This is a genomic window from Ruegeria sp. HKCCD7251, assembly GCF_013031165.1.
In the GTDB taxonomy this organism is placed as follows: domain Bacteria; phylum Pseudomonadota; class Alphaproteobacteria; order Rhodobacterales; family Rhodobacteraceae; genus Ruegeria.
Genome location: NZ_WPZC01000006.1, coordinates 156,003 through 180,190, shown reverse-complemented (window position 1 = coordinate 180,190; position 24,188 = coordinate 156,003). Strand labels below are relative to the sequence as shown.

Genomic DNA, 24,188 nt, shown 5'->3' with positions numbered 1-24,188 from the left:
GGGCATTGCAGTGACGACACCAATCTACGCCGTCGGGGATATCCATGGGCAGCTTGATATGCTGCAGGATGCGCTGTCGCGGATCGAGAAAGATGGCGGTCCCGATGCGCGTGTCGTGTTTCTGGGGGATTACGTGGACCGGGGGCCGAACAGTCGCGGCGTGCTTGACCTATTGATCGAAGGTCGGCGCGCAGGGCGGAACTGGGTGATGGTCAAAGGAAACCACGACAGGATGATGGCGCGGTTCGTCCAAGACGCCGAGATCGCCGACACGCACCTTCCGATCACGCTCAACTGGTTGCACCCGCGTCTGGGTGGGCGCGAGACCCTGGCCTCTTACGGGGTTATGATCGACGATACAGACCGTATCTATCAGGCTTATGAACGCGCGCGTGATGCAGTGCCGCAAGCGCATCTTGATTTCATCAATGCCTTGCCGACTTACCACACGGAAGATGATCTGTTGTTTGTGCATGCCGGTATTCGCCCCGGGGTGCCCTTGGATCAGCAGTCGGAGAATGATCTGGTTTGGATTCGGCACGAATTCCTTAGGGACATGAATGCGCATCCATGGCTGATCGTGCATGGGCATACGCCGGTGGATCAGGTTGAACATTGCGGCAATCGGGTCAATCTGGATACGGGTGCTGGCTACGGTCATCCACTGTCGTCAGCCGTGTTCCAAGGGCGGCAGTGCTGGCTTTTGACGGATCGCGGGCGGATGCCGCTTATGCCTGTGTGAACAAGTCCTGATACCTTTCCCGCAGTATGTTTTTCTGAACTTTTCCCATCGTATTGCGGGGCAGTTCGTCCAGCACGATAAGCTTGCGCGGATGTTTGAAACGGGCCAGTTCTTTTTGCACATTTGCCTGAATCAACGCGATATCCGGTGTTTGGCCCGGTTCCACCACCAGAATACCCAGAACGGTTTCGCCAAAATCCGGGTGCGGTACGCCGATCACGGCGCTTTCCAGCACGCCGGGTTGATCATCCAGCACCAGCTCTACCTCTTTTGGGTAAACGTTATATCCGCCCGAGATTATCAGGTCTTTGCCGCGCCCGACGATATGAACATACCCGTCCGCGTCCACGTGCCCGAGATCACCCGTGATAAAGAACCCATCGTCGCGCAATTCGGCGGCTGTCTTTTCCGGCATGCCCCAATAGCCCTGAAAAACATTGGGGCCGCGCACCTCGATCATTCCAATTTCACCCTGAGGCATCGCGTCGCCGGTGTCCGGATCGGTGACCTTGAGCTCGACATCCGGCAAGGGAAAGCCAACTGTTCCGGCACGGCGTTCCCCGTCATAGGGGTTGGACGTGTTCATGTTGGTTTCGGTCATGCCATAACGTTCAAGAATGCGGTGACCAGTGCGTGCCTCAAACCGCTCGTGCGTTTCTGCAAGCAGGGGGGCCGATCCTGAAATGAACAGCCGCATGTGCTGCGCCAAATCGCCGGTAAATCGGTCATCGGCCAGCAGGCGCGTGTAAAAGGTCGGGACGCCCATCATGGAGGTGGCCTGCGGCATCAGGCGCAGCACGTCGTCCAGATCGAATTTCGGCAGAAATATCATCGACCCACCTGATGCCAGCACCACGTTCGTCGCCACAAACAGCCCATGTGTGTGAAAGATCGGCAGCGCGTGCAAAAGCACATCGTCGCGGGTGAACCGCCATTCCTGCACCAAAGTGTCTGCGTTGGACAGCAGGTTGGCTTGTGACAGCATCGCCCCCTTGGATCGTCCGGTCGTGCCCGAAGTATAAAGGAAAGCCGCCAAGTCATCCTCGGTCCGTCGAACCGGCTCAAAGGCGGGCAACATGCCAAGCGCACGCCGCATAAGGCTGCCTGTGCCGTCAGAACTCAGAGTTTCAAGCCGCGCATTTTGTGCTTGGGCGATTGGCGCAAGGTCTGCCTCGTTTCGGGGATCGCACAGGACCAGCGACGCGCTGCTGTTTTCGATAAAATAGGTCAGCTCGCCAACCGTGTACCCCGTGTTGAGCGGCAGAAAGACCAATCCGGTTTGCGCACAGGCCGCATAGACGGCCAAGGCTTCGGGCGACTTTTCCACCTGAACGGCAACCCGGTCTCCGGGCTCCAGGCCATATCCGGTCAGTGCGTTCGCGATCCGTGCCGCCATGTCCAGAAACGCGGCATGGGTCAGTGTCTGGCCACCCGGCAATTGCAGGAACGGGGTGTCTTTGCCCGCGTGAATGCCAAACAAGCGATCATAGAGCGGGTTGCCCATGCCATCAGTCCCTTATGCCGGAATATCCGGTTCTGAATCTGGCTTGGATTGCAGGGGCGGTAAAGTCAAAATTGCGAAAACCCTGACCCTCTCAGAACTGAGTGGTCATGCGGTACCCGGCTGCAAAATACATCTTGGCAAAGGTAACCGGTCGCCCCTCAAGCCACGTGATGCGTTCACCTGTAAAAACCGGCTCACCTTCTGCGACATCCAGAAAATCAGCCAGTGCTGCATCGGCGCGACTGGCCAGAAAGGTCAGTTCCACATTGGTGAAAGGCACGGTCTGGATCAGCCATTCATTCGGGCCGATCTCCGAAAAATTCGCCTGCTTCACTTGCGGTACGCTGTCGGTAACGATCCAGCGGTCCTCGTACTGAAATGGGGTGTTGCCCGAATAGTGCATGCAGCGCACATGCATGACGTCCCGACCCGGCGATAGGGCAAGCCGCGCGGTCAACCAGTCGGGTGCTGTTTTCTGATCGCAGGATACAAGCGCATAGCGATAGGTTCCGCCCAACGCCTCAACCTCGTCCCGCACCATGGGGATGGTGAAGCGCGCCTGTCGTTGCGGTGCGCTCAAGACCCGCGTTCCGGCCTTGCGGCGACGTTCCAGATATCCTTCCTCGGCCAGTTCCCTCAGCGCCCGGTTGACGGTGGTACGGGTGCACGAAAACTCGGTGGCAAGTTCCGATTCATTCGGCAGCAGCGAGTCCGGCTGCCAATCACCGGACCGAATACGTGCCAGAACGGTTTTCTTGATGTCTTTGTAGCTGGTGTTTTCGGTGGATTGGGTCATGTGGCCTCGGGTTTGGTACCTTGTCTTAGAGTTCACTCAGCAGTTCAGCAATCGCTTCCCGGTACGCAGGGATGATCTGATCGCGATGAATGTGCCGCCCTTGCCGCACCATATGGCGCCCTGCCGACCACAGATCTGTCACCAGCCCATCGGCGGCTGCAAAACACAGGCCGTCCAGCACCTGACCGTCGCGCAAGGCACACAGCGTCGGGTGCGATTGGTCGATGGCAACAAGGTCTGCTAACTTGCCTACGGCAATTTCCCCTCCCTCACGTGCCAGCGCCTGCGCGCCACCGCAGGCCGCACCTGTGTAAAGGGCGTGGCCAACCGACCCTTCTGGCGAAACCATAATGGTGCGCGCCCGGTCACGGAGGCGTTGCGAATACTCCAGCATCCGAAGCTCTTCGGACAGTGAGATTCGGATGTTTGAGTCTGATCCGATCCCGAACCGCCCACGATTGCTGATGTACTCCGCCCCGTTGAAGATACCGTCCCCAAGGTTGGCTTCGGTGATTGGGCACAGCCCTGCCACGGCCTCGGATCGTGCCAGCCGCTGTGTTTCCTCGTCGGTCATGTGCGTGGCATGGATCAGGCACCAGCGGCTATCCACGTCAAAGTTGCTGAGCAGCCAGCTTAATGGACGGTCACCAAGGGCGGCTTCGACGGCGGAGACTTCCTGCACCTGCTCGGCGATGTGCATGTGAACAGGACCGGTTGGCCGCTCGTCGAGTACGGCCCGAATGTCCTGCACTGTGGTTGCACGCAGTGAGTGGGGTGCGACCCCGATTACAGAATCCGCATGGGGTAGGGCCTTTTGGCAGTCTTCAACCAGTTTCAGAAACTGATTGGTCGAGTTGCCAAATCGCAATTGCCCGCCGGTCAAAGGCTCCTGCCGCACGCCACCATAGGTGTAGAGCACCGGCAGATGTGTCAATCCGATGCCGGTCTGACTTGCGGCGGCAAAGATGCGCTGACTGAGTTCGGAAGGCGAGTCGTAAGGCTGCCCACCGGGTTGGTTGTGGACATAGTGAAACTCACCCACCGACGCGTATCCGGCCTCCTGCATCTCCATGTAGACCAATGCTGCAATGGCTTGAATCTGTTCCGGGGTTAGCCTGTCCAGAAAGCGGTACATCAGGGTGCGCCACGTCCAAAAGCTTTCGCGTCCGGCTGCGCGCACTTCGGTCATGCCTGCCATGGCCCTTTGGAAGGCGTGGCTGTGCAGGTTTGCTAAGGCTGGCAACAGAACATCGACGCGCACGTCATCCGGTTTGGCCGCGACCCCGGTTTGTAGCTGCGTTATCCGGCCATTCTCGACCTTGACCCAAAGGTCGTGGACCCAATCAGAGCCTAATAAGGCAGTTTTGGCATGGACCGACATAGGCATTCCAATTTGTATAGACTTTAAATATTTATACATATACGAAATAGCAAATTGCAACGGGAACCCCAAGGAATCGTCATGGCGGCACAATCGGTCCTTTTCTGTTCTCAGGTGGCCTCGATGATGCCGGGGTCTGAGCCATACGGTTTGGGCCGGGAAATGGCGGTTGCGGTCGAAGGTGAGAGAATTGCGTGGTTCGGCCCCAAGTTAGCCTTGCCCCAGCATTATAAGGCGTGGCCAAGCACGGATTTTGGGGACAGATTGATGACACCGGCCCTGATTGACGCCCACACGCATATTGTATTCGGGGGCAACCGGGCAGCAGAGTTCGAGATGCGGCTGAACGGTGCCTCATACGAACAGATTGCGCGCGCGGGGGGCGGAATCCTTTCGACGGTCACGGCGACACGACAGGCCAGTGAAGCAGAGCTATTGACCGATGCCCTGACGCGCGTGGATGCATTGATGGCCGAAGGTGTCGCCTGCATCGAAATCAAATCCGGTTATGGGTTGGATACTGAAACCGAACTGAAAATGCTGCGCGTGGCGCGTCAGATCGGGCAGGCTCGCCGGGTTCGGGTCAGAACAAGCTTTTTGGGCGCACATGCTGTGCCACCTGACCATGCGGGCCGGCCAGACGACTATCTGTATGACGTTTGCCTTCCAACCCTGCGCGCGGCTCAGGCCGAGGGGTTGGTGGATGCGGTAGACGGCTTTTGTGAAGGAATAGCCTTTTCGCCAGACCAGATCACCGTTGTTTTTGACGAAGCCAAGCACCTTGGGTTGCCCGTTAAACTGCATGCCGAACAGCTTTCAAATCTTGGCGGCGCAAAACTGGCGGCCAGATACGGGGCTTTGTCCGCTGATCATATCGAGTATCTGGACGCGGATGGCGTATCGGCAATCGCGGAAGCGGGCACCGTAGCGGTGCTTTTGCCGGGGGCGTTCTACACCTTGCGGGAAACGCAGGCTCCTCCGGTGCAGATGCTAAGAGACAGTCATGTGCCTATCGCGCTGGCGACGGATTGCAATCCGGGGTCGTCACCGTTGGCGTCCATTTTGCTGACGATGAACATGGCCTGCACCCTGTTCCGCCTGACCCCCGAAGAAGCATGGGCCGGGGTCACCCGGAATGCGGCCCGCGCGCTTGGGCTTCGGGATACCGGCACGATCGCTGTAGGTCAGCGCGCCGATCTGACAGTGTGGGATGTTCAGCATCCGGCAGAGTTGCCGTACCGGATTGGATTCAACCCCCTGCATACGCGCATATCCGGAGGTCAGGCATGACGCGCTACGCTTTGGTGCCGGGACAGGTTTCGCTGTCTGATCTTGCGGAGGTCTATTGGACGCAGGCTTCGGCTTTTCTGGAAGACGGGTGCAGGCCGGCAGTCGATGCGGCAGCGGCACGTGTTCGTGAGGCCGCCGCAGGAGAAGCCGCCGTTTATGGCGTCAATACCGGCTTTGGCAAGCTGGCCAGCCATAAGATCAAGGCGGATGACACCGCCAAGCTGCAGCGTAACCTGATCCTCAGCCATTGCTGTGGCGTCGGGTCTGCTGTGCCCCGCCGCATTACCCGGCTTATGATGACGCTTAAACTGATCTCGTTCGGGCGCGGAGCGTCGGGTGTGCGTTGGGACTTGATCGAGCTGTTGCAAAATATGCTAGAGCGCGGGGTTACTCCGGTTGTGCCTGCGCAGGGGTCTGTAGGCGCTTCTGGCGATCTTGCACCGCTGGCGCATATGACAGCCGTGTTTATCGGAGAGGGTGAGGCCGACGTAGACGGCAGCCTATTACCCGGGCGCGAAGCGCTGAATTCGGTCGGGTTAGAGCCTGTTGAGCTTGGACCAAAAGAAGGGTTGGCCTTTATTAACGGCACCCAATTCTCAACCGCATACGCGCTGGCCGGATTGTTCGAAGCCTGGCGTGCAGCCCAGAACGCTTTGACCATTTCAGCGCTTTCGACGGACGCGATAATGGGATCTACCGCCCCTCTGCGGCCCGAGATTCACGCCCTGCGCGGTCATCGTGGGCAAACCGAAGCCGCAGGTGCCATGCGATCCATTCTCGCCGGGTCCGAAATCCGTGAGAGCCATCGTGACGGGGACACCCGCGTGCAGGACCCGTATTGCATCCGGTGCCAGCCACAGGTCACTGGCGCGGCGATGGATGTCATGCGTCAGGCGGCGACCACGCTGGGGATTGAGGCCAACGCCGCCACGGATAATCCGTTGGTGCTTGAGGACGCAATTCTGTCAGGTGGGAATTTCCATGCCGAACCCGTGGGATTTGCGGCGGATATGATCGCACTGGCCCTGTCAGAAATCGGCGCGATTGCGCAGCGCCGTATTGCTTTGATGGTTGACCCTGCGCTCAGCTTTGACCTGCCGCCCTTCCTGACGCCCGAGCCGGGATTGAACTCGGGCCTTATGATCGCCGAAGTCACCACAGCCGCGTTGATGAGCGAAAACAAGCATCAGGCGAACCCTTGCGTGACAGACAGCACTCCAACATCTGCCAACCAAGAAGACCACGTCTCGATGGCTGCACACGGGGCGCGGCGTCTGATGCGGATGGTGGACAACCTAAGCTATATTCTGGGGGTCGAATTGCTGTGCGCTGCTCAGGGTGTGGAATTTCGCGCTCCGCTGAGGACCAGCGTGCCGTTGCAGCAGGTCATCAAGCGTCTGCGCGCGGACATCGACCCGCTAAAGGATGATCGCTATCTTGCCCCGGACCTTGAAGCTGCGAAAAAGCTGGTTGCAGGTGGGGATATCCTGCGCGCGGTAGGCACCCCAATGCCGGGGCTGAACTGATGCAAGTGGTCAACGTCCTAAAGGGCGACGGGCCGATCGTGCTGGGGCAACCTCATGGCGGGACATTTGTACCCGCCGATATCGCGGCGCGCCTGAATGATACCGGCCGTGGGCTTAGCGATACCGACTGGCACATAAACAGGCTCTATGATGGCCTTTTTGACGGGGTTTCCGTCGTTCAATTCAACATCCATCGCTACGTCGTTGATGCCAATCGCGCACCGGATGGGGCGTCGCTGTATCCCGGGCAAAACACGACGACGCTTGTCCCGTTGACAGATTTTGACGGGCACCCGATCTGGGCCGAGGGTCAGACTCCTTCGGCGGAGGAAACGGAAAGCCGGCGGCTGGCGTTTCACGCACCCTATCACGATGCTTTGCGGCAAGAGTTGGAACGGGTCCGCGATCGCCACGGTGTTGCAATCCTGTTCGATTGCCACTCGATCCGGTCGGTGATCCCTTATCTGTTTGAAGGCGAATTGCCGGTGTTCAATACAGGCACAAATGTCGGCCAGAGCTGTCATCCCGCTGTTGAGCAGGCTGTGCATCACTTCGCGACTGAGGCGGACGGGTTTTCATCCGTTCTGAACGGTCGCTTCCGGGGGGGATGGACGACGCGCCATTACGGCCGCCCGTCCGAGGGTATCCACGCGATCCAGATGGAAATCGCACAGCGGGCCTATATGGACGAAACACCCCCCTGGACGTGGCGGGATGACCGGGCCGCAGCCGTGCGACCTCATCTGCGCAATATGTTGTCCCGTTTAAACGAACTGGCGCTTTCAGGCGAACTCACCAACACAGGAGCCCACACATGAGCGATCCGCGTAAAAACACCCGCGATGTCTATCCGCCGACCGGCCCCGAGTTGAATGCCAAAAGCTGGGTAACCGAGGCCCCGCTGCGGATGTTGATGAACAACCTGCATCCGGATGTGGCCGAAAACCCGCATGAGCTGGTGGTTTATGGCGGTATCGGACGGGCGGCGCGCACGTGGAAGGATTTCGACAGGATCGTGGCTGGCCTAAAGGATCTGGAGGAGGACGAGACCCTGATCGTCCAGTCTGGTAAACCTGTGGCCATCATCCGCACGCACAAGGATGCGCCGCGCGTCTTGATCGCCAATTCCAACATCGTGCCGCATTGGGCGACATGGGACCATTTCAACGAGCTCGATAAGAAGGGCTTGATGATGTACGGCCAGATGACTGCGGGGTCGTGGATCTATATCGGCACGCAAGGCATCGTTCAGGGCACCTATGAAACCTTTGCCGAAGCTGGACGCCAGCACTATGGCGGCGATCTGACGGGCCGATGGATTCTGACCGGCGGTCTGGGCGGCATGGGCGGCGCGCAGCCTTTGGCGGCTGTTTTCGCCGGGGCCTGTTGTTTGGCGGTCGAGTGCAATCCCGACAGCATCGATTTCCGCCTGCGGACAAAATATCTGGACGAAAAGGCCGACACTCTGGACGAGGCATTGGCGATGATCGACCGCTGGACTAAAGCGGGAGAGGCGAAATCGGTTGGTTTGCTGGGCAATGCTGCTGAGGTTTTCCCCGAGATTTACCACCGTATGGCCGACGGTGGGATGCGCCCTGACATCGTTACTGACCAGACCAGTGCACATGACCCGATCAACGGCTATCTGCCCTTGGGATGGTCGATGGCCGAATGGCGCGATAAGCGTGAAACAGACCCTAAATCGGTCGAAAAGGCCGCGTGCGCATCAATGAAGCAGCACGTTGCGGCGATGGTGGACTTCTGGAACGCAGGCGTGCCGACTCTGGATTATGGTAACAACATCCGACAGGTGGCGCAGGATGAAGGGCTGGAGAATGCCTTTGCCTTTCCCGGTTTCGTTCCTGCCTATATCCGACCGCTGTTCTGCAAAGGGATCGGTCCGTTCCGCTGGTGCGCGCTGTCCGGTGACCCCGAGGATATCTACAAGACCGACGCCAAGATGAAGGAACTGTTCCCCGAGAATGAGCACCTCCATCGTTGGCTGGACATGGCCCGAGATCGGATCGCATTTCAAGGGTTGCCTGCCCGTATCGGTTGGATCGGGCTGGGGGACCGGCACCGCGCGGGTTTGGCTTTCAACGAGATGGTGGCCAATGGTGAGTTGAAAGCCCCGGTCGTGATCGGACGCGACCACCTGGACAGCGGCTCGGTCGCCAGTCCCAACCGCGAAACCGAAGCGATGCTGGATGGATCCGACGCGGTAAGTGACTGGCCTTTGCTGAATGCGTTGATCAACACGGCCAGTGGCGCGACATGGGTATCGCTGCACCATGGCGGCGGTGTTGGCATGGGCTTCAGTCAGCACGCTGGCGTGGTGATCTGCGCCGACGGAACCGAGGATGCAGCACGGCGGTTGGAGCGTGTGTTGTGGAACGACCCGGCCTCGGGTGTGTGGCGACATGCGGATGCGGGCTATGACATCGCAAAGGATTGCGCACGCGACCATGGTTTGCGGTTGCCGGGAATTCTGGGCTAGGCCGCATCAATCTGTCTCTGGCGAAAATGCTGCACCTGCGATATGCGCAGGGCAGCTTGCAGGAGACCGAAGATGTACGTTGCCACACTGATCACCAACCCCGACGCGCCGACGCTGAACCAGACACTGGTGGACTCGTTGCGCAATGCGTGGGGCGGGGGCGACATCGTTTGGCTCAGCCCGAACGAGGCGGCCGAGTTTTCGGTTACTCGGACGCCGGACAATCAATGGGACGTCTGGGCGGATTTGCAGAAGATGGGTGTTGATCTCGTCCTGCAGCCCACCGAAGGACGGCGAAAAAAGATGCTGCTGGCCGATATGGACAGCACCATGATCCAGCAGGAGTGTATCGACGAATTGGCGGACGAAGCGGGCGTCGGCGACCGTGTCAAGGATATCACCGCCCGCGCGATGAACGGTGATCTGGATTTCGAAGGCGCGCTGACTGAACGCGTCGGTCTTTTGAAAGGTCTGGACGAGGCCGTGATCGCCAAAGTGCTGGCCGAACGGATTACCCTGATGCCCGGCGGTCAGGAACTGGTCGCGACCATGCGTGCAACCGGCGGATACGCAGCGCTTGTTTCAGGCGGGTTTACGGCCTTCACAGCAAAAGTCGGAGAGGTTTTGGGCTTCGATGAAAACCGGGCCAACACCCTGCTGGCCGAGAACGGCAAACTGACAGGCGACGTTCAGCACCCAATTCTGGGACGGCAGGCCAAGGTAGACGCCCTGGAGCAGATCACGGCGCGGCTGGGTTTGTCTGAGGAGGACGTGATTGCCGTGGGCGACGGTGCAAATGATCTTGGGATGCTGGGCCGCGCTGGAACGGGTGTCGCGCTGCATGCCAAGCCCTCAGTCGCCGAGAAATGCGATGTTCGGGTCAACCACGGTGATTTGACTGCTCTGCTATACGTGCAAGGATACGCTCGGTCCGATTTTGTCTGTGCGTGATATCTGGGCTTTTCTAAATTTAACAAAAATGTTAATAATCGGTTATGAACACACTTCTGACCGCTTTTTCCGCATTGTCCGATGCCACCCGGTTTTCGATCGTCGAACAGTTAATGCAAGACGGAGAACTGCCTGCCGGTGACCTGATCGAAGGGCGCGGCATGTCCGGTGCTGCGATCTCGCGGCATTTGAAGGTGCTGCGTGAGGCGGGTCTGGTTCAGCAGCGTGTGCATGGGACGCAGCGCATGTATTCCATCCGGGCCGAAGGGCTGCGGGCCGTTGCTGAATGGACCATCTCGAAACGGCAATTCTGGGAAAGCAGCCTTGATCGTCTGGGCGACGCTATCGAAAAGGAGCAGTCATGGCCGACCTGAAACTGGAGCGAGAGTTCCCGATAGACCCCAAGGACCTGTTTGCCTGGATCAGCAATGCAGAAAAGCTGTTGCTGTGGTGGGGGCCGGAAGGCGTGCATGTGCCCGAACACAATCTGGATTTTTCACGCCTTGGCCCGTGGTATTCGGTGATGCAGAACGCAGAGGGCCAGCGGTTCAAGGTATCGGGGCAGGTCACACACGTTGATCCGCCCAAATCCGTCGGGTTTACGTGGGGCTGGCATGACGATCAGGATCGGCGCGGCGCGGAAAGTCACGTGACGCTATTCGTTGAAGCCGCTGGCCAAGGCGCACGGTTGATCATTGATCACCGCGAACTGGGTGACGACGATATCGCAGCCAACCATGAAAAAGGCTGGACCTCGACGCTCAACAAGCTTGCTGCGCAGTTGAATTAGATTTCAGTAGGGAGGAAAGAATGCCGCAATTTCTTTTTGTTTATCACGGTGGTCATACTCCGACCGACCCGGCCGAGATCGAAGCGACCATGGCCGCCTGGGGCGCTTGGTTCCAGAATATGGGCGCGGCGCTTGAAATCCCGGGAAACCCGGTTGGTCAGTCCTATACGGTCAGCTCCAGTGGTGTGGTTGACAATGGCGGCGCAAACCCGGCCTCGGGCTTTACTGTCATCAAGGCCGATAGCATGGATGCCGCAACCGAGATGGCCAAGGGCTGCCCGATGGTGGTGAACGGTTCAGGCTCGGTCGAGGTGGCCGAGGTACACGAGATCGAGATGTAACGCCTAGCCGGGGAAACCCGGCGCTGGGCGTATTAGCCCGCATTCCAGACCACGACGGCTGTATTGTATGGCGTTCATGAACTTACGGGTGGCCGGGTGATCGGCCTCCAGCACACCAAGGCTGACCAGAATGGCGGCAATGGCACATTCGCTGGCCCGCGTGGTGCCGTCGGTGATCTTCAGCGCGACCCCCATGCGTTTCTCCGGGAGTATTGCAACAAAAACGGCCTCAGCCCCGGTTTTGATAGCTGCACGGCCACCCATGGCGCGCATTAATTCGGTGCAGGCGCGGCTTTCCCCGGCAACCAGTTCAGGATGTTTGATCATCGCAGCCGTCAGTTGCGCCGCCGCATCGCTGGCGCGATCCGACCGGTCCGCGGCGCTGGCAAACCGTGCCATCGACCGCGCCAACCCAGCCAGCGAGGTTGCAAAGTTGGGGGCCGAGCAACCGTCGATCCCATAGGCCGGGCTGGTCTCGCCGGTTGTTTCTTCGATGGCTGACAGGCACGCCTGTTGCACGGGGTGGTCGATCTCAAGGTATTCTGGCCCGGCCCCCATATGCTGGGCCACGGTCAGGAACCCGCAATGCTTGCCAGAGCAGTTGTTGTGAATCTGGCAGGGTGTGTCATCCGCCAGTATCAAGCCGTCGCGTGCCGCCATGTCTTGCGGTTCTTGCGGGCCGCAGCGCAGATCGTGTTCGGTCAGGCCCAGATGATCCAGCCAGGCCGACACCCGATCCGTGTGGATGTGCGCGCCGCTGTGGGACGCGCAGGCCAGTGCCAGATGTTCCGAATTCAGCCCGTATTTCGCCGCCGCCCCGGATGTAATCAGCGGAAGCCCCTGGATCATCTTGGCCGAGGATCTCGGATAGATCACCGCGTCAGGATCGCCCCAGCTTTGCACGATCTGGCCGCTGTCATCGCAGATCACCGCGTGGCCCAGATGCAGGCTCTCCAGCAAGGGGCCGCGCCACAGTTCTGTCATTGGTACCGGCTGCGTCATCTGGACCCTCCGTAACATGCGCAAAATTCTGCCAATCGCCCTTTCGCCTGTGGCGAAACCTGCGTTAGTGTGTGTATGTCGGCAATCACCGGATTACGCAACTCACAGACGAACCAGGCAGGGTTCGCAGGCATGTTCGGTGGGTATGAGGTATTAGGTCGAGCTAGGAGGCTGGACAATGGGATCAAAGCTTGTCCGCGTGATCGCGGGTCTTTGCGTGGCAGGGATGGCTACAACAGCAACCGCTCAGCAGGCGACCAGCACAAATCGCGTTGCAGCCAAAACTGACTGGAGCGTGTTCGTCGAGGATGATCCCACGGAATGCTGGAGCGTATCCGCCCCGAAAGAAACGGTAAACACACGCGGTGGGCGTGTTGTGTCGGTCCGCCGCAGCGACATCCTGTTGTTCGTCTTTTACCGCCCCAACGCCGAAGTGAAGGGTCAAGTCACGTTCACCGGCGGCTATCCCTTTGCAGCTGGTTCAACTGTTAACCTGGACGTTGACGGCACCAAGTTCGAGCTTATCACCGAAGGCGAATGGGCATGGCCCGCAACTGAAGGCGAAGACCTCAAAGTGGTTGCAGCTATGAAGCGCGGCACCGAAGCTGTCCTGACGGCCCGGTCCGAGCGTGGCACGCAGACCAAGGACACGTTCTCGTTGCTGGGGTTCACGGCTGCGATTGAAGACGCAGAAAAGCGCTGCACCAACCAATAGGTTTGTTCGGCAGATCGCCCCGTCATTTAGCTGGGTTCTCTTTTGCCGGGTGTTGACCGTCAATTTGATCCGTATCAAAGCGAGGAGCCTCATTTTCTGAACTCATCGGTTCAGTAATGATGAAGGAACCTGCAGATGCTGAACAAATCCCTTTCTGCGTTGTTGATGGCGGCCACCGTGTTTCTTGGTGCGTGTGAAAAAGAAGCAGATACCTACCCAGTAACCGGGGACCAATGCGGCCCGGATGATCCGGTGAAAACATTGGACGCCTCGGACTGTGATATCCTGCCTGCCGGGGTCTGAGCGTCTTTCGGCGGCACAACTCAGTCCGAACAAACCTTAGGGCATCGGCCGCATAAGCCCAGCTGATGCGGCCAACACGCGTTTGGGGTCGCTGCCGATTGCGTGCTATTATAGCAATTGCCGCACCAGTGATTTCAGGGGGTTGGTCATGCGTTTTGCTTTTTTCGTCTTGTTGCTTTCGTCCTCCGCAGCGGCGGATCCTGCTTTGGAGTGTGGGGACGCAAGTTCCCAGGTCGAAATCGGAACATGTGTCGGCGACATGGAACAGCGCGTCGAACTGGCACTGGAGACAAGTTATGCCATTGCGATGCAGTCCGCGAAAGAACTGGACGACGTGACGCAACGCGTTGTCGTCCAGCCTGCCTTGGAAGCGTCGCAAGATGCGTGGATAAGATACAGGGACGCGCAGTGCGAAGCAGTGGGTGCATCGTATGGGGGCGGGTCGGGGACAGGCATCGGCATCAGCTCTTGCCGTGTTGAGCTTGGCCGGGTGCGCGTGGACGAACTGCTGCGTCTTGCAAATTGATCTGTACGATTCCTTTTGATCTTTGCGCTGGGTCCTATATAGAGGCGCATCCCAAGCCAGAATCTGCCGAGATAGCCCATGTCGCCCAAAGCGCCGATCACTCAAGACGTCATGACGATCCCCCGCAAATTGCCCGAGGGGAAAGTGAACCTTGTCGGGCTGACCCGTGACCAGTTGCGCGCGGCGCTGATCGACCATGGCACGCCGGAAAAGCAGGCCAAGATGCGCACCGGTCAGATCTGGCAGTGGATTTACCAGTGGGGCAAGCGCGATTTCGCCGAGATGACAAACCTTGCCAAAGCGTATCGCGCCCAACTGGCCAAGCATTTCGTCATCGAAATCCCCGAGGTCGTGACCCGTCAGGTGTCCGAAGACGGCACCCGCAAATACCTGTGCCGCATCGCCGGTGGGCATGAGGTCGAGGTTGTCTATATCCCCGAGGAAGATCGCGGCACGCTGTGCATCTCGTCTCAGGTCGGATGCACGCTGACCTGTTCCTTCTGCCACACTGGCACGCAGAAACTGGTGCGCAACCTGACCGCTGCGGAAATCGTCGGTCAGGTTATGATGGCGCGCGACGATCTGGACGAATGGCCCACCCCCGGCGCGCCCAAGGATGAAACACGCCTGCTGTCGAACATCGTTCTGATGGGCATGGGTGAACCGCTCTACAATTTCGAAAATGTCCGCGACGCGATGAAGATCGCCATGGACCCCGAAGGCATTTCTCTGTCACGTCGCCGGATCACATTGTCGACCTCGGGCGTTGTGCCTGAGATTGCGCGCACTGCCGAAGAAATCGGATGCCTGCTGGCGATCTCGTTCCACGCCACCACGGACGAGACGCGCGACGTACTGGTGCCCATCAACAAACGCTGGAACATTGAGGAATTGCTGGGCGCTTTGGCCAGCTATCCCAATGCGTCGAATTCTGAACGGATCACGTTCGAATACGTGATGCTGGATGGCGTGAATGACAGTGATGATGACGCGCATCGTCTGATCGACCATATCAAGCGCCACAAAATCCCGGCCAAGATCAATCTGATCCCCTTTAACGAATGGCCCGGTGCGCCCTACAAACGCAGCTCGAACAACCGCATCCGGGCCTTTGCGAACATCATCTATCAGGCGGGATACGCGTCGCCGATACGGAAAACGCGCGGTGAAGACATCATGGCGGCCTGCGGCCAGTTGAAATCGGCCACCGAACGCGCCAGAAAATCCCGCAAGCAGATCGCAGCAGAAGCGGGCCTGGACGGGAACTAAGCCCTAAATTTATGCCATCCTCTGCCAGATTTTCTGCGTCAAACGCTGTCTATTGCATGCGTAGTTTGATATATTTGTCTGATCTAGACTCGGCATTTGCCTTCACTCAAGCACACAAAGCGGTGAAGGTAGGTACCCGGACATGGCGCGATTGTTCAAGAGCGCTATTGTTGCTCTTGCACGGCACGCGGCTTTCAACTGAACGAATTGACCATTTGGGCGATCAGTATGTTTTCTCGTTTGATAGCACTAAGACTTTGTTTAATTTACGCACTTTCATTTGCAATTATTGATGCGGGTCAGGCGCTGGCTCAGTCCGGGGGGGAGGATGCGCATCTGGCGATTGAAAACCCGGCAGAGTTGTCAAAGGAAGAAGCGCTGCAAATCTACACATCATTGCAAAGGCGAATGGCGCAAGGATATGCGGCAGCGCAGTTTGAACAGTTGAGAAATTACCAGAACTGGCCTCTGTTCAATGACGCGCCCTATATATCAGCGACGCATGGGCAGCGGTTCGTGAACAGCTATGCAAACCGTATGGCGCACAATTATGGGACTTTGCAGGAAGGTGAAAAACTGCCGATCGGGTCGGTGCTGGCCAAGGACAGCATGACCGTGACGGACGAAGGAAACACCCATCCCGGTGCGTTGTTCGTCATGGAAAAACTGGCCGAAGGCACCAGTCCGGAAACGGCTGACTGGCGCTATATCATGGTCATGCCGGACGGGTCCCTGTTTGGCGACACAATGGGGGATCGCGCAGATAACGTCGCCTATTGCCACGATTGTCACGAGGCCGTCGCGGATCGTGACTATACCTTTTTCGTGCCCGAGGAATACGTGGTCGGTAACTGACCAGTCACCTGGGGCCGAACCGCGCCGCGCCGATTACTTCGATCAGGGTTTGCCGCACGGGGTCGGGCTGGGCTTGGACCGCGCTCAGAACCTCGCGCAGTTCAGCACGCAACCCGTGCATCTGGTCAATCAACGAGATCATCATGGCCAGCGCGTCAGTTTCCATGTCGTATTGCTCGTGCAATTCACAGGCCAGCTCCAGACGCGCCACATCCAGAGTGTGATATACCAATCCCCGGTTTGTCTGCTCCGGGATGACGATTTCGGCGGCGAGATATTCGGACAGCCGGGTCGACGTCAGCCGGGCAACGGTTGTGATCAGTTCCTCTTCGGTCAGGGTGCGTGTCATGACGGCATTCCTTTGCGCGGGTCATAGCTGTGGGCTTCGCGCCATGTTTCGAAGAAAGTTTTCAGGTCTGCATCTATCTCGTCTGGCAGGGCAACAGTCAGTTCGATCAACTGGTCGCCCCGTTCAGATGACCCGCGTTTTTTGACTCCCTTGCCACGCAACCGCAGCGTCTTGCCGCTGCTGGTTCCTGCAGGGACGCTGACATTGACGCCACCATCAATCGTTGGTGCAGGGACTTTTCCACCCAATATGGCCTCATCAATCGAGATGGGCAGAGTGATGTGGATATCGTCCCCCTGACGGTCAAAGACCGGATGCGGCGCGACCGAAACCGTGACCAGAGCATCACCCGGCGGCCCTTCTCCAAAGCCGGGATCGCCTTTGCCCCGCAGACGGATTGTCTGGCCATCGGTGATGCCCGCCGGAATTTTGACCTCGATCCGGTCGCCATCGGGCAGCGTCAGCTTCTGACTTGCCCCGAACACAGCATCCAGAAAACTGATTTGCAGGCTGTAGCCGCGATTGTGGCCGGGCGCGTGAAACTCCTGAGTGCGCTGGCCAAAGCCACCGCGCCCCCGCATGAACTCGGCAAAGATGTCGGACATATCGTCCGGGTCCGCAGCCCGCCCGCGATAGGGGTTTCCAGCGGCCTCGGCATAGTCGCGGTAATATTGCTTCTGGGCGCGTTCCTGACCCGAGGCGTCAATCTCGCCATTGTCGTATCGCGCGCGTGTGTCGGGATCTTTCAGCAGGTCATAGGCAGCAGCGGCAGCTTTGAACTTGGCCTCTGCCTCGGCGTCGCCGGGTTTCAGGTCTGGGTGACATTCCTTGGCGATACGCCGATAGGCTTTCTTGATTTCGGCAGCGGTGGCGTCTTTCGCAACACCAAGGACGGAGTAAGGATCGTCGCTCATCTCACCTCTCATCGGTGGGGGTCTGATCTTGATAGTTCCGTTTTATCATGCGATTTCAACAGGCCAAAAGGAAGGGGCTTTTGAAACGCCTCGCTAAATTGCTTAGTTCTGCTAATATCTTCATGTTTCTAATTGATTGCTGACGGAGACCTCAATGACGCGCAGACTCAAGTCCATTCTGGCCCTGCTGGTCGGTAACGCCATCGGGTTGTTGCTTGCCGCGATTTTGCTGCCCGAATTCGCGATCCGGCCGATTTCGTTCATCGTTGTGGTGATCGTCTTTACGCTGGTTCAGTGGATCGCGGAGCCGCTGATCCTGAAGCTGGGTGAAAAGCGCGCCCCCGCGATCAAGGGCGGTATCGCACTGATCGTGACATTCGTGGGGCTGTTGCTGACCGACCTGATTACCAACGGTCTGACCGTGGGTGGAATTTCGAACCTGCTGGCGGCGACCTTGCTGGTCTGGCTGGGGGCGTTGATCGCCAGCATCGTGCTGCCGATCTATGTGTTCACTGAGCTGCGCGAGCAGAAGAAAAAGTAATCACAGCGCAGTCAGGCTGGTATTGATCGCCTGCCAAAGTTCTTCGACGGGTTCGCAACCAACTGAAAGGCGGATGAAGGCCGGGTCCACATCGTCGCCCCACCGCGCGCGGCGTTCGGCTGAACTGTGGACACCGCCGAAGGATGTGGCGGGGCGCAGCATCGGGCAGGCGTTGATAAAGGTTTCGGCCTTGTCTTCGCTGTCCAGCGTGATCGACAGCAGGAATCCGAACCGCGCCACTTGCGCCTTGGCCAGCGCGTGCGCAGGATCAGAGGGCAGGCCGGGATAACGAATGGACTTTACCGCCGGGTGATCCGCCAACCGTTCTGCCAGCACCTGCGCCGAGGCACACATCCGGTCGAACCGCACATCCAGCGTTTCCAACCCGCGATGCAGCAGCCATGCCTCATGCGGGCCGGGGATTGCGCCTGAAACTTTGCGCCACTCCTCAACCCGCTCCATGATCTGCGCGTTGCGGCTGGCGACATGGCCCATCAGCAGGTCGGAATGCCCACCCATCGCTTTGGTATCCGACGCGACAACCACATCCACGCCCAGATCTAGCGGCCGCTGACCCAGAGGGGTCATGGTGGTGTTGTCGGCAATCGTGATCCCTCCGACCGCGCGCACGGCTTGGGCAATCGCGGGCAGGTCCATCATATCCAGACCAGGGTTTGAGGGGCTTTCGACAAAAACTACATCGAACCCGTCAAACCCGCCCTCGGTGAAACTGGTAGTGGACCGTTCAGTAACGGACACGTCCAGACCCGACAGGAACCGATCCGCCAGAACGCGGGTGACGTAATAGCCGTCGGACGGGATCAGGATGCGCGACCCGGCCTTGATGGTGGCAAAGAACGCCGCCGAGATCGCGGCCATGCCTGATGGGAACACAAGGCACGGCGCGTCCTCCAGATGGGCCAGAACATGTTCCAGATGCACCCAAGTTGGGTTATCGACCCGCCCATAGGTGGGCAGACTATCCGGCGCGCCGGGCAGGTGGTACATGCTGCTTTGCGTGAGGGGCAGCGCCACAGGGTCGCCTGCATTCAGGGCATTGCCGCGCAGGTGCAGCATCTCTCCGGGTTTTGGGGCCATCATTCAGCGCCCCGGAATGTCGTCACGGGGCGGGGCGGGTTCCCAGTTCTCGATGATCTCGACCGCCTCTTGCGCGGTGTCGACAAAGCGGAACAGGTCAAGATCTTCGTCCGATATGGTGCCTGCATCCGCCAGCGCCTCCCAGTTGATGACCTTTTCCCAGAATTCACGGCCAAACAGCAGGAAGGGCACGCGATCCATCCGGCCGGTTTGAATCAGGGTCAGGGATTCAAACAGCTCATCCATTGTGCCGAACCCGCCAGGAAAGATCGTGATGGCGCGGGCGCGCATCAGGAAGTGCATTTTACGGATGGCGAAATAGTGGAAGTTGAAGCTGAGTTCGGGTGTCACGTATTCATTCGGCGCCTGTTCGTGCGGCAGTACGATGTTCAGACCGATTGAACAGCCGCCCGCATCCAGCGCGCCGCGATTGCCAGCCTCCATCACACCGGGGCCGCCGCCGGTGACGATCACATTCTCGCGGCAACCGGTCTGGTTCGATTTCTCGGTCATCAGCCGGGCAAACTCGCGTGCCTCGTCATAATATTGCGACAGACCGGCCAGCGTTTCTGTACGCGCGGTGTGTTTCTGCGATGGTTCCGGAATGCGCGCACCGCCGAACATGACGATGGTTGAGGTGATCTGGCGTTCGGACATGATCATCTCGGGCTTGAGCAGTTCCAGTTGCAGGCGAACCGGGCGCAGTTCATCGCGGCACAGGAATTCATCATCGGCAAAGGCAAGGCGATAGGCGGGCGAGCGGGTCTGCGGCGTATCCGGCACCTCGCTCGCGGTCGAGCGGTCGGTCTGCGCGTCGCGGAACGGGCTGTGGCGGTCTTCTCTCATAGGTGAAGTTTCCCTGCTTGCGTGTTTCCAAAACAGCTATAGGGTTCGCGGTCAGAGTGCCAGTCACGGAAGAACAAGAATGAATTGGAAGAGCGAAATTTCAGCAGCCGCCGACCGGATTGCCGGATATGCACAGGTCACGCCGGTGATGGAAAGCCGTGCGCTAGGGTTGGACTATCCGGTTGAGATGAAGCTGGAGCATATGCAGCACACCGGCAGCTTCAAGGCGCGGGGGGCGTTCAACACGCTGCTCAGCATGGATGTCCCCGAGGCCGGTGTTGTGGCCGCGTCGGGTGGTAATCATGGCGCTGCGGCGGCTTATGCGGCTCAGACATTGGGGTATCCGGCCAAGATTTTCGTGCCTGAACTGGCCGGACCGTCCAAGATCGCGTTGATCCGGCAAACGGGCGCGGATTTGAGCGTGGTGTCGGGCGAATACGCCAACGCGTTGACGGCGGCAAAGGCGCATGAGGACGCGACCGGCGCGATGCAGATACACGCTTATGACGCGCCTACGACGGTGGCTGGTCAGGGCACCTGTTTCGCCGAATGGGACGCGCAGGGGTTGCAGGCGGACACTATTCTGGTCGCGGTCGGAGGCGGCGGTCTGATCGCCGGTGCGCTGGCATGGCTACAAGGGGCGCGCAAGGTTGTGGCGGTCGAGCCCGAGACATCCTGCGCGCTGAATGCCGCGTTAAGGGCCGGGGAACCTGTGGATGTCACCGTTTCGGGGATAGCGGCCAATGCGCTGGGCGCGCGGCGGATCGGGTCGATCTGCTTCGGACTGGCGCAGGGCATGACATCGGTTCTGGTGTCGGACGAGGCTATCGCTGAAGCGCAGAGGGTGTTGTGGCGCGCCCATCGGATTCTTGTCGAACCTGCGGGCGCAACAGCTTTGGCCGCGCTGCTGTCGGGCGCTTACAAACCCGATCCGCAAGAGCGGGTGGCGGTGCTTATCTGCGGTGGCAACATCTCTCCTGACCCGCTAGGCGGCTGAAACCGACCCGACCGGACGCAAACTGTGCCTGCTGCGTCGCATTGCGGCCAGTCCTTTGCTTGCGTATAGGCAAGACCAACGTGAACAGATTCTGCAGGGAGCCCTCCATGTCCAACGCTCAACTCGAAGCCGCCATCGAAGCCGCCTGGGACGCGCGCGACTCAATTACCCCCGCCACCACGGGCGAGCAGCGTGAGGCGATCGAGGATACGCTGAACGCACTGGACAGCGGCGCATTGCGCGTGGCGGAAAAGCTGGAGAGCGGTGATTGGCATGTGAACCAATGGGCCAAGAAAGCGGTTTTGCTGGGCTTCCGCATCAAGGATATGGAAATCCAGACCGGGGGCCCGCAGGACGGCGGCTGGTGGGACAAGGTGGACAGCAAGTTCACCGGTTGGGGCGAGGACCAGTGGAAGGATGCTGGGTTCCGCGCCGTTCCGAACTGCGTGGTCCGCAAGTCGGCCTATATCGCGCCGGGCGTGGTGCTGATGCCGTCTTTCGTGAATCTGGGCGCATATGTGGACGAGGGTACCATGGTTGATACCTGGGCTACCGTCGGATCCTGCGCGCAGATCGGCAAGAACGTTCACCTGTCGGGCGGCGTCGGCATCGGCGGCGTGCTGGAACCGATGCAGGCCGGCCCAACCATCATCGAAGACAACTGCTTTATCGGTGCACGTTCGGAAGTGGTCGAGGGCTGCATCGTTCGCGAAGGCTCGGTTCTGGGCATGGGCGTGTTCATCGGCAAGTCGACCAAGATCGTCGACCGCGAAACCGGTGAGGTCATGTATGGCGAAGTGCCGCCCTATTCGGTAGTTGTCGCCGGTTCGATGCCGTCCAAGAACAATGTCAGCCTGTACTGCGCGGTGATCGTGAAGCGGGTGGATGAAAAGACCCGCTCGAAAACAGGGATCAACGAATTGCTGCGCGATTAAAACTCGCTCCAGCCGGAAAAGGGCCGCAGCATCGCGCTGCGGCCTTTTTGTTAGCCTTTTACCGGATAGCGGTCGGGTTCTTCGAACACGTCGATCACCCGAGACCCGGCTTTGATTTTGCCGCCATGTTCGACGCCCGTTGGGATCGTATAGCTGTCGCCGGGGCGGTAGGTTCGCGTTTCATCCCCGATGGTCAGTTCAACCTCACCTTCGATTACCGTTCCCCATTGGGCCTTGTGCGAATGCGGGGGCAGTTCAAAATCCTTCAGGAAAGTGAAAAACGCCACCAGTCCGGCATCGGACCGGATCACGGCGGTTTGCACGACGTCCTCGGGGAAGGGCACGTCGAGGCTGGGAAAATCGGTGATGAAATCTGGATATGTCATGAAGCACCTTTTTGACTAACGGCGGGGCCACTATGACGATGCGCATGCGTCAGCGCAATCGCTTGACCGGGAAGGTGCACGGGGCTATGGCCCCCGCATGGAAAAGCAAAAGAAACCGTCCCGTCAGCAAGTTTACACCCTGCTTGTGCAGATCGGTCGCAAGGATGGCGACGGCCTGCCCGAAGGCGCGACCGGGGCGGCGTTGATGTGTTTCGCCAGTGGTGTGGATGAGGCCGAGGCGGTGCGCGAGACCGTGGCGATCCTGAAGCAGGCGGACACGGCGCCTCTGGATGTGACCGGCTATGGCACTCTGGCCGAGCGTGAGGCGCAAGGCCACGACATTGATCCTGATGAGCGGGCCCTGATGCAGCGCGCGCTGGACGAGAACGCGGTTATCGTCGCGCAGATGACACCGTTTTTCGGAGATGAGGAACCGGCTTAGGCCGCCTTAGTTCCGCACCCCGAACCACTTGCGATAAATCTCGTCATAGGTGCCGTCCTCACGCAGAGACAGCAGCGCCTGATTGACGTCCTCGACCAAAGGCGAGCCCGTCGGGAAAGCGATCCCGTAATTTTCGCGCAGGAAAACACCACCGGTGACCGATGCGATCCGCCGCCCTTCATGTGAGGCAAAGTAGGCCAGGATCGGGGCATCGAACACGACCGCATCGAGCTCTTCATTCTTGAAGGCGTCAAGCAATGGGTCCAACCCGTCGTAGCCGACAAACTCGATCTCGCGCCTGTTCAGGAAATTGGCTGCGGTTGAATTGGAAATCGTGCCAACCTGCTTTCCGTAAAGATCATTGACCGAATTCACATTGCCGCTGATGGCGTCGACGGTCATCACAGAGGTAATCCGCGCGGTGAAAACGGATACGATAAACAGCGAAGATACGACCAGAACAACACCCAACAGCCGACCAAACGGGGTGCGCGGCATCCGTTCCTCGAACCCGCCATTGACCACAAGGTTCAGCGCCCACCAGAAGGACGGGAACCATGCTTCGTCCAACTTGCGGTCGAAATAGGGTTGCGAGCGGCGTTCGAATATCCACATCAGCATGCCGCCACCCAGAAGGATCGCAAAGGCAAGCCCGATGGCGATAAACAACTCGACCGATAGCAATGCCTGCAGCAGTGACGGTCGCCGCACAGCGTCAGACGGGACCATGATCTGCAAACCAGCCTCGAAAATGGGTTGGCTGAAATCCATCTGGGTTTCGCGTGAGGCGGTGATCGAAATATTTGCGATGGCCAGATCAGCAGACCCGTCCTGAACCGACCCCAGCATTTCGCCAAAAGCCTCGACTCGGTTGATCTCGTAGTCCCAGTTCAGGGACTCGGACAGCGCCGCAAGCAGATCCATCGAAAAACCGGTCTGTGCCCCATCCTCTACATAGGAAAATGGGGTACGGGTCACGGTTGCGACCGACAGCGTCTGGGCCTGGCTTTGCTGTGCGAGAACGGCGAAAGTCAGGCAGATCAAAGCGAAAAGGACTCGTTTCATCGTCAATTTACCTGTTTCGCCGCCCTGTAACTCAGTTTTGAACAAGGCGGCAAGATGGTCTTGGGGTAAACGGGCATGTTTTATTGAGATATCAAACTGAGGCCTATGCAAAAAAGCCGCGGGAAAT

The 24,188-nt window shown here is 58.9% G+C and carries 28 protein-coding genes; 18 read left to right on the top strand and 10 right to left on the bottom strand.

Annotated elements, in window-relative coordinates:
- Window positions 1-10 precede the first annotated feature (10 nt).
- On the top strand, window positions 11-742 hold the full coding sequence (locus tag GOX75_RS15560) for a metallophosphoesterase family protein (protein WP_171124593.1): 732 nt from the start codon (window positions 11-13) through the stop codon (window positions 740-742).
- Here the strand turns inward: GOX75_RS15560 and GOX75_RS15555 are convergent.
- From GOX75_RS15555 to GOX75_RS15545, 3 genes are all read right to left on the bottom strand, one after another.
- Window positions 729-2,246 carry a malonyl-CoA synthase gene (locus tag GOX75_RS15555; protein ID WP_171124591.1) on the bottom strand — a complete coding sequence of 506 codons (1,518 nt, stop codon included), beginning with the start codon at window positions 2,244-2,246 and terminating at the stop codon, window positions 729-731. The genes GOX75_RS15560 and GOX75_RS15555 overlap by 14 nt on opposite strands.
- A 91-nt stretch (window positions 2,247-2,337) precedes the next feature.
- Window positions 2,338-3,042, bottom strand: a complete 705-nt coding sequence (locus GOX75_RS15550) for a GntR family transcriptional regulator (RefSeq protein WP_171124589.1) — start codon at window positions 3,040-3,042, stop codon at window positions 2,338-2,340.
- 25 nt (window positions 3,043-3,067) lie between these two features.
- Window positions 3,068-4,423, bottom strand: a complete 1,356-nt coding sequence (locus GOX75_RS15545; RefSeq protein WP_171124587.1) for a formimidoylglutamate deiminase — start codon at window positions 4,421-4,423, stop codon at window positions 3,068-3,070.
- A gap of 81 nt (window positions 4,424-4,504) precedes the next feature.
- Between GOX75_RS15545 and hutI the strand changes: the two genes are divergently transcribed.
- The 8 genes from hutI (at window position 4,505) to GOX75_RS15505 (ending at window position 11,818) form a co-directional block, all read left to right on the top strand.
- Window positions 4,505-5,713, top strand: coding sequence for an imidazolonepropionase (gene hutI, locus GOX75_RS15540; protein ID WP_171124585.1), 1,209 nt, complete (start codon window positions 4,505-4,507; stop codon window positions 5,711-5,713).
- Window positions 5,710-7,239 carry a histidine ammonia-lyase gene (gene hutH, locus GOX75_RS15535; RefSeq protein WP_171124583.1) on the top strand — a complete coding sequence of 510 codons (1,530 nt, stop codon included), beginning with the start codon at window positions 5,710-5,712 and terminating at the stop codon, window positions 7,237-7,239. The genes hutI and hutH overlap by 4 nt, the downstream gene beginning before the upstream one ends.
- A complete protein-coding gene (gene hutG / locus GOX75_RS15530; protein WP_171124581.1) occupies window positions 7,239-8,057 on the top strand; it encodes an N-formylglutamate deformylase in 819 nt (272 codons plus the stop codon). The genes hutH and hutG overlap by 1 nt, the downstream gene beginning before the upstream one ends.
- Window positions 8,054-9,736, top strand: coding sequence for a urocanate hydratase (gene hutU, locus GOX75_RS15525; protein WP_171124579.1), 1,683 nt, complete (start codon window positions 8,054-8,056; stop codon window positions 9,734-9,736). Before hutG ends, hutU begins: the two co-directional genes overlap by 4 nt.
- Window positions 9,737-9,808: 72 nt before the next feature.
- Entirely contained in the window at window positions 9,809-10,687 is an 879-nt protein-coding gene (serB, locus tag GOX75_RS15520) for a phosphoserine phosphatase SerB (protein ID WP_171124577.1), read from the top strand.
- 44 nt (window positions 10,688-10,731) lie between these two features.
- A complete protein-coding gene (locus GOX75_RS15515) occupies window positions 10,732-11,061 on the top strand; it encodes a helix-turn-helix transcriptional regulator (RefSeq protein WP_170388839.1) in 330 nt (109 codons plus the stop codon).
- A complete protein-coding gene (locus GOX75_RS15510; protein ID WP_171124575.1) occupies window positions 11,049-11,477 on the top strand; it encodes an SRPBCC domain-containing protein in 429 nt (142 codons plus the stop codon). Before GOX75_RS15515 ends, GOX75_RS15510 begins: the two co-directional genes overlap by 13 nt.
- Window positions 11,478-11,497: 20 nt before the next feature.
- Entirely contained in the window at window positions 11,498-11,818 is a 321-nt protein-coding gene (locus tag GOX75_RS15505) for a YciI family protein (RefSeq protein WP_170388837.1), read from the top strand.
- A 3-nt stretch (window positions 11,819-11,821) separates the two neighbouring features.
- Here GOX75_RS15505 and GOX75_RS15500 read toward each other — a convergent pair whose 3' ends face one another.
- Window positions 11,822-12,820, bottom strand: a complete 999-nt coding sequence (locus GOX75_RS15500) for an asparaginase (protein WP_171124573.1) — start codon at window positions 12,818-12,820, stop codon at window positions 11,822-11,824.
- 178 nt (window positions 12,821-12,998) lie between these two features.
- Here GOX75_RS15500 and GOX75_RS15495 point away from each other — a divergent pair, with 178 nt between their 5' ends.
- From GOX75_RS15495 to GOX75_RS15475, 5 genes are all read left to right on the top strand, one after another.
- Complete coding sequence (locus GOX75_RS15495; RefSeq protein ID WP_171124571.1) at window positions 12,999-13,535, top strand: invasion associated locus B family protein; 537 nt, start codon at window positions 12,999-13,001, stop codon at window positions 13,533-13,535.
- A gap of 135 nt (window positions 13,536-13,670) precedes the next feature.
- The gene (locus GOX75_RS15490; protein WP_171124569.1) at window positions 13,671-13,838 is read left to right on the top strand and encodes a hypothetical protein; all 168 of its coding nucleotides are present in this window, start codon (window positions 13,671-13,673) and stop codon (window positions 13,836-13,838) included.
- Window positions 13,839-13,986: 148 nt separating this feature from the next.
- Window positions 13,987-14,364, top strand: a complete 378-nt coding sequence (locus GOX75_RS15485; protein ID WP_171124567.1) for a lysozyme inhibitor LprI family protein — start codon at window positions 13,987-13,989, stop codon at window positions 14,362-14,364.
- Window positions 14,365-14,442: 78 nt separating this feature from the next.
- Window positions 14,443-15,633, top strand: a complete 1,191-nt coding sequence (gene rlmN / locus GOX75_RS15480) for a 23S rRNA (adenine(2503)-C(2))-methyltransferase RlmN (RefSeq protein WP_171124566.1) — start codon at window positions 14,443-14,445, stop codon at window positions 15,631-15,633.
- A 228-nt stretch (window positions 15,634-15,861) separates the two neighbouring features.
- A complete protein-coding gene (locus GOX75_RS15475) occupies window positions 15,862-16,488 on the top strand; it encodes a cytochrome P460 family protein (protein ID WP_171124564.1) in 627 nt (208 codons plus the stop codon).
- Window positions 16,489-16,492: 4 nt separating this feature from the next.
- Here the strand turns inward: GOX75_RS15475 and GOX75_RS15470 are convergent, their stop codons facing one another.
- Both GOX75_RS15470 and GOX75_RS15465 read right to left on the bottom strand, forming a co-directional pair.
- Window positions 16,493-16,837, bottom strand: a complete 345-nt coding sequence (locus GOX75_RS15470) for a hypothetical protein (protein WP_171124562.1) — start codon at window positions 16,835-16,837, stop codon at window positions 16,493-16,495.
- Complete coding sequence (locus GOX75_RS15465; RefSeq protein WP_171124560.1) at window positions 16,834-17,751, bottom strand: DnaJ C-terminal domain-containing protein; 918 nt, start codon at window positions 17,749-17,751, stop codon at window positions 16,834-16,836. The genes GOX75_RS15470 and GOX75_RS15465 overlap by 4 nt, the downstream gene beginning before the upstream one ends.
- Window positions 17,752-17,905: 154 nt before the next feature.
- Between GOX75_RS15465 and GOX75_RS15460 the strand changes: the two genes are divergently transcribed.
- Window positions 17,906-18,292, top strand: a complete 387-nt coding sequence (locus GOX75_RS15460; RefSeq protein ID WP_171124558.1) for a hypothetical protein — start codon at window positions 17,906-17,908, stop codon at window positions 18,290-18,292.
- On the opposite strand, the gene GOX75_RS15455 is transcribed toward GOX75_RS15460, so the two are convergent.
- Window positions 18,293-19,393: a cystathionine gamma-lyase gene (locus GOX75_RS15455; RefSeq protein WP_171124556.1), complete on the bottom strand. Its 1,101-nt coding sequence runs from the start codon at window positions 19,391-19,393 to the stop codon at window positions 18,293-18,295.
- Window positions 19,394-20,236, bottom strand: coding sequence for a TIGR00730 family Rossman fold protein (locus GOX75_RS15450; RefSeq protein ID WP_171124554.1), 843 nt, complete (start codon window positions 20,234-20,236; stop codon window positions 19,394-19,396). It abuts the gene before it with no gap.
- 79 nt (window positions 20,237-20,315) lie between these two features.
- Here GOX75_RS15450 and GOX75_RS15445 point away from each other — a divergent pair, with 79 nt between their 5' ends.
- Entirely contained in the window at window positions 20,316-21,233 is a 918-nt protein-coding gene (locus tag GOX75_RS15445; RefSeq protein WP_171124552.1) for a threonine/serine dehydratase, read from the top strand.
- A 107-nt stretch (window positions 21,234-21,340) separates the two neighbouring features.
- Window positions 21,341-22,168, top strand: a complete 828-nt coding sequence (gene dapD, locus GOX75_RS15440) for a 2,3,4,5-tetrahydropyridine-2,6-dicarboxylate N-succinyltransferase (protein ID WP_171124550.1) — start codon at window positions 21,341-21,343, stop codon at window positions 22,166-22,168.
- Between the two features lie 50 nt (window positions 22,169-22,218).
- On the opposite strand, the gene GOX75_RS15435 is transcribed toward dapD, so the two are convergent.
- Window positions 22,219-22,554 carry a cupin domain-containing protein gene (locus GOX75_RS15435; protein ID WP_171124548.1) on the bottom strand — a complete coding sequence of 112 codons (336 nt, stop codon included), beginning with the start codon at window positions 22,552-22,554 and terminating at the stop codon, window positions 22,219-22,221.
- A gap of 97 nt (window positions 22,555-22,651) precedes the next feature.
- Between GOX75_RS15435 and GOX75_RS15430 the strand changes: the two genes are divergently transcribed.
- Entirely contained in the window at window positions 22,652-22,996 is a 345-nt protein-coding gene (locus GOX75_RS15430; protein ID WP_170388822.1) for a hypothetical protein, read from the top strand.
- A gap of 6 nt (window positions 22,997-23,002) precedes the next feature.
- Here GOX75_RS15430 and GOX75_RS15425 read toward each other — a convergent pair whose 3' ends face one another.
- The gene (locus GOX75_RS15425) at window positions 23,003-24,061 is read right to left on the bottom strand and encodes a transporter substrate-binding domain-containing protein (protein ID WP_171124546.1); all 1,059 of its coding nucleotides are present in this window, start codon (window positions 24,059-24,061) and stop codon (window positions 23,003-23,005) included.
- Window positions 24,062-24,188 lie beyond the last annotated feature (127 nt).

What these genes read in the sequence shown, in the direction of transcription:
- GOX75_RS15545 (WP_171124587.1), bottom strand. Translation starts at nt 4,423, where the DNA reads ATGTCGGTCCATGCCAAAACTGCCTTATTAGGCTCTGATTGGGTCCAC.
- GOX75_RS15460 (WP_171124558.1), top strand. Translation starts at nt 17,906, where the DNA reads ATGACGCGCAGACTCAAGTCCATTCTGGCCCTGCTGGTCGGTAACGCC.
- GOX75_RS15505 (WP_170388837.1), top strand. Translation starts at nt 11,498, where the DNA reads ATGCCGCAATTTCTTTTTGTTTATCACGGTGGTCATACTCCGACCGAC.
- GOX75_RS15495 (WP_171124571.1), top strand. Translation starts at nt 12,999, where the DNA reads ATGGGATCAAAGCTTGTCCGCGTGATCGCGGGTCTTTGCGTGGCAGGG.
- rlmN (WP_171124566.1), top strand. Translation starts at nt 14,443, where the DNA reads ATGTCGCCCAAAGCGCCGATCACTCAAGACGTCATGACGATCCCCCGC.
- hutI (WP_171124585.1), top strand. Translation starts at nt 4,505, where the DNA reads ATGGCGGCACAATCGGTCCTTTTCTGTTCTCAGGTGGCCTCGATGATG.
- GOX75_RS15430 (WP_170388822.1), top strand. Translation starts at nt 22,652, where the DNA reads ATGGAAAAGCAAAAGAAACCGTCCCGTCAGCAAGTTTACACCCTGCTT.
- GOX75_RS15470 (WP_171124562.1), bottom strand. Translation starts at nt 16,837, where the DNA reads ATGACACGCACCCTGACCGAAGAGGAACTGATCACAACCGTTGCCCGG.
- GOX75_RS15500 (WP_171124573.1), bottom strand. Translation starts at nt 12,820, where the DNA reads ATGACGCAGCCGGTACCAATGACAGAACTGTGGCGCGGCCCCTTGCTG.
- GOX75_RS15445 (WP_171124552.1), top strand. Translation starts at nt 20,316, where the DNA reads ATGAATTGGAAGAGCGAAATTTCAGCAGCCGCCGACCGGATTGCCGGA.
- GOX75_RS15490 (WP_171124569.1), top strand. Translation starts at nt 13,671, where the DNA reads ATGCTGAACAAATCCCTTTCTGCGTTGTTGATGGCGGCCACCGTGTTT.
- GOX75_RS15425 (WP_171124546.1), bottom strand. Translation starts at nt 24,061, where the DNA reads ATGAAACGAGTCCTTTTCGCTTTGATCTGCCTGACTTTCGCCGTTCTC.
- GOX75_RS15450 (WP_171124554.1), bottom strand. Translation starts at nt 20,236, where the DNA reads ATGAGAGAAGACCGCCACAGCCCGTTCCGCGACGCGCAGACCGACCGC.
- hutH (WP_171124583.1), top strand. Translation starts at nt 5,710, where the DNA reads ATGACGCGCTACGCTTTGGTGCCGGGACAGGTTTCGCTGTCTGATCTT.
- serB (WP_171124577.1), top strand. Translation starts at nt 9,809, where the DNA reads ATGTACGTTGCCACACTGATCACCAACCCCGACGCGCCGACGCTGAAC.
- GOX75_RS15485 (WP_171124567.1), top strand. Translation starts at nt 13,987, where the DNA reads ATGCGTTTTGCTTTTTTCGTCTTGTTGCTTTCGTCCTCCGCAGCGGCG.
- GOX75_RS15435 (WP_171124548.1), bottom strand. Translation starts at nt 22,554, where the DNA reads ATGACATATCCAGATTTCATCACCGATTTTCCCAGCCTCGACGTGCCC.
- GOX75_RS15475 (WP_171124564.1), top strand. Translation starts at nt 15,862, where the DNA reads ATGTTTTCTCGTTTGATAGCACTAAGACTTTGTTTAATTTACGCACTT.
- GOX75_RS15555 (WP_171124591.1), bottom strand. Translation starts at nt 2,246, where the DNA reads ATGGGCAACCCGCTCTATGATCGCTTGTTTGGCATTCACGCGGGCAAA.
- GOX75_RS15510 (WP_171124575.1), top strand. Translation starts at nt 11,049, where the DNA reads ATGGCCGACCTGAAACTGGAGCGAGAGTTCCCGATAGACCCCAAGGAC.
- dapD (WP_171124550.1), top strand. Translation starts at nt 21,341, where the DNA reads ATGTCCAACGCTCAACTCGAAGCCGCCATCGAAGCCGCCTGGGACGCG.
- GOX75_RS15465 (WP_171124560.1), bottom strand. Translation starts at nt 17,751, where the DNA reads ATGAGCGACGATCCTTACTCCGTCCTTGGTGTTGCGAAAGACGCCACC.
- GOX75_RS15515 (WP_170388839.1), top strand. Translation starts at nt 10,732, where the DNA reads ATGAACACACTTCTGACCGCTTTTTCCGCATTGTCCGATGCCACCCGG.
- hutU (WP_171124579.1), top strand. Translation starts at nt 8,054, where the DNA reads ATGAGCGATCCGCGTAAAAACACCCGCGATGTCTATCCGCCGACCGGC.
- GOX75_RS15455 (WP_171124556.1), bottom strand. Translation starts at nt 19,393, where the DNA reads ATGATGGCCCCAAAACCCGGAGAGATGCTGCACCTGCGCGGCAATGCC.
- GOX75_RS15550 (WP_171124589.1), bottom strand. Translation starts at nt 3,042, where the DNA reads ATGACCCAATCCACCGAAAACACCAGCTACAAAGACATCAAGAAAACC.
- hutG (WP_171124581.1), top strand. Translation starts at nt 7,239, where the DNA reads ATGCAAGTGGTCAACGTCCTAAAGGGCGACGGGCCGATCGTGCTGGGG.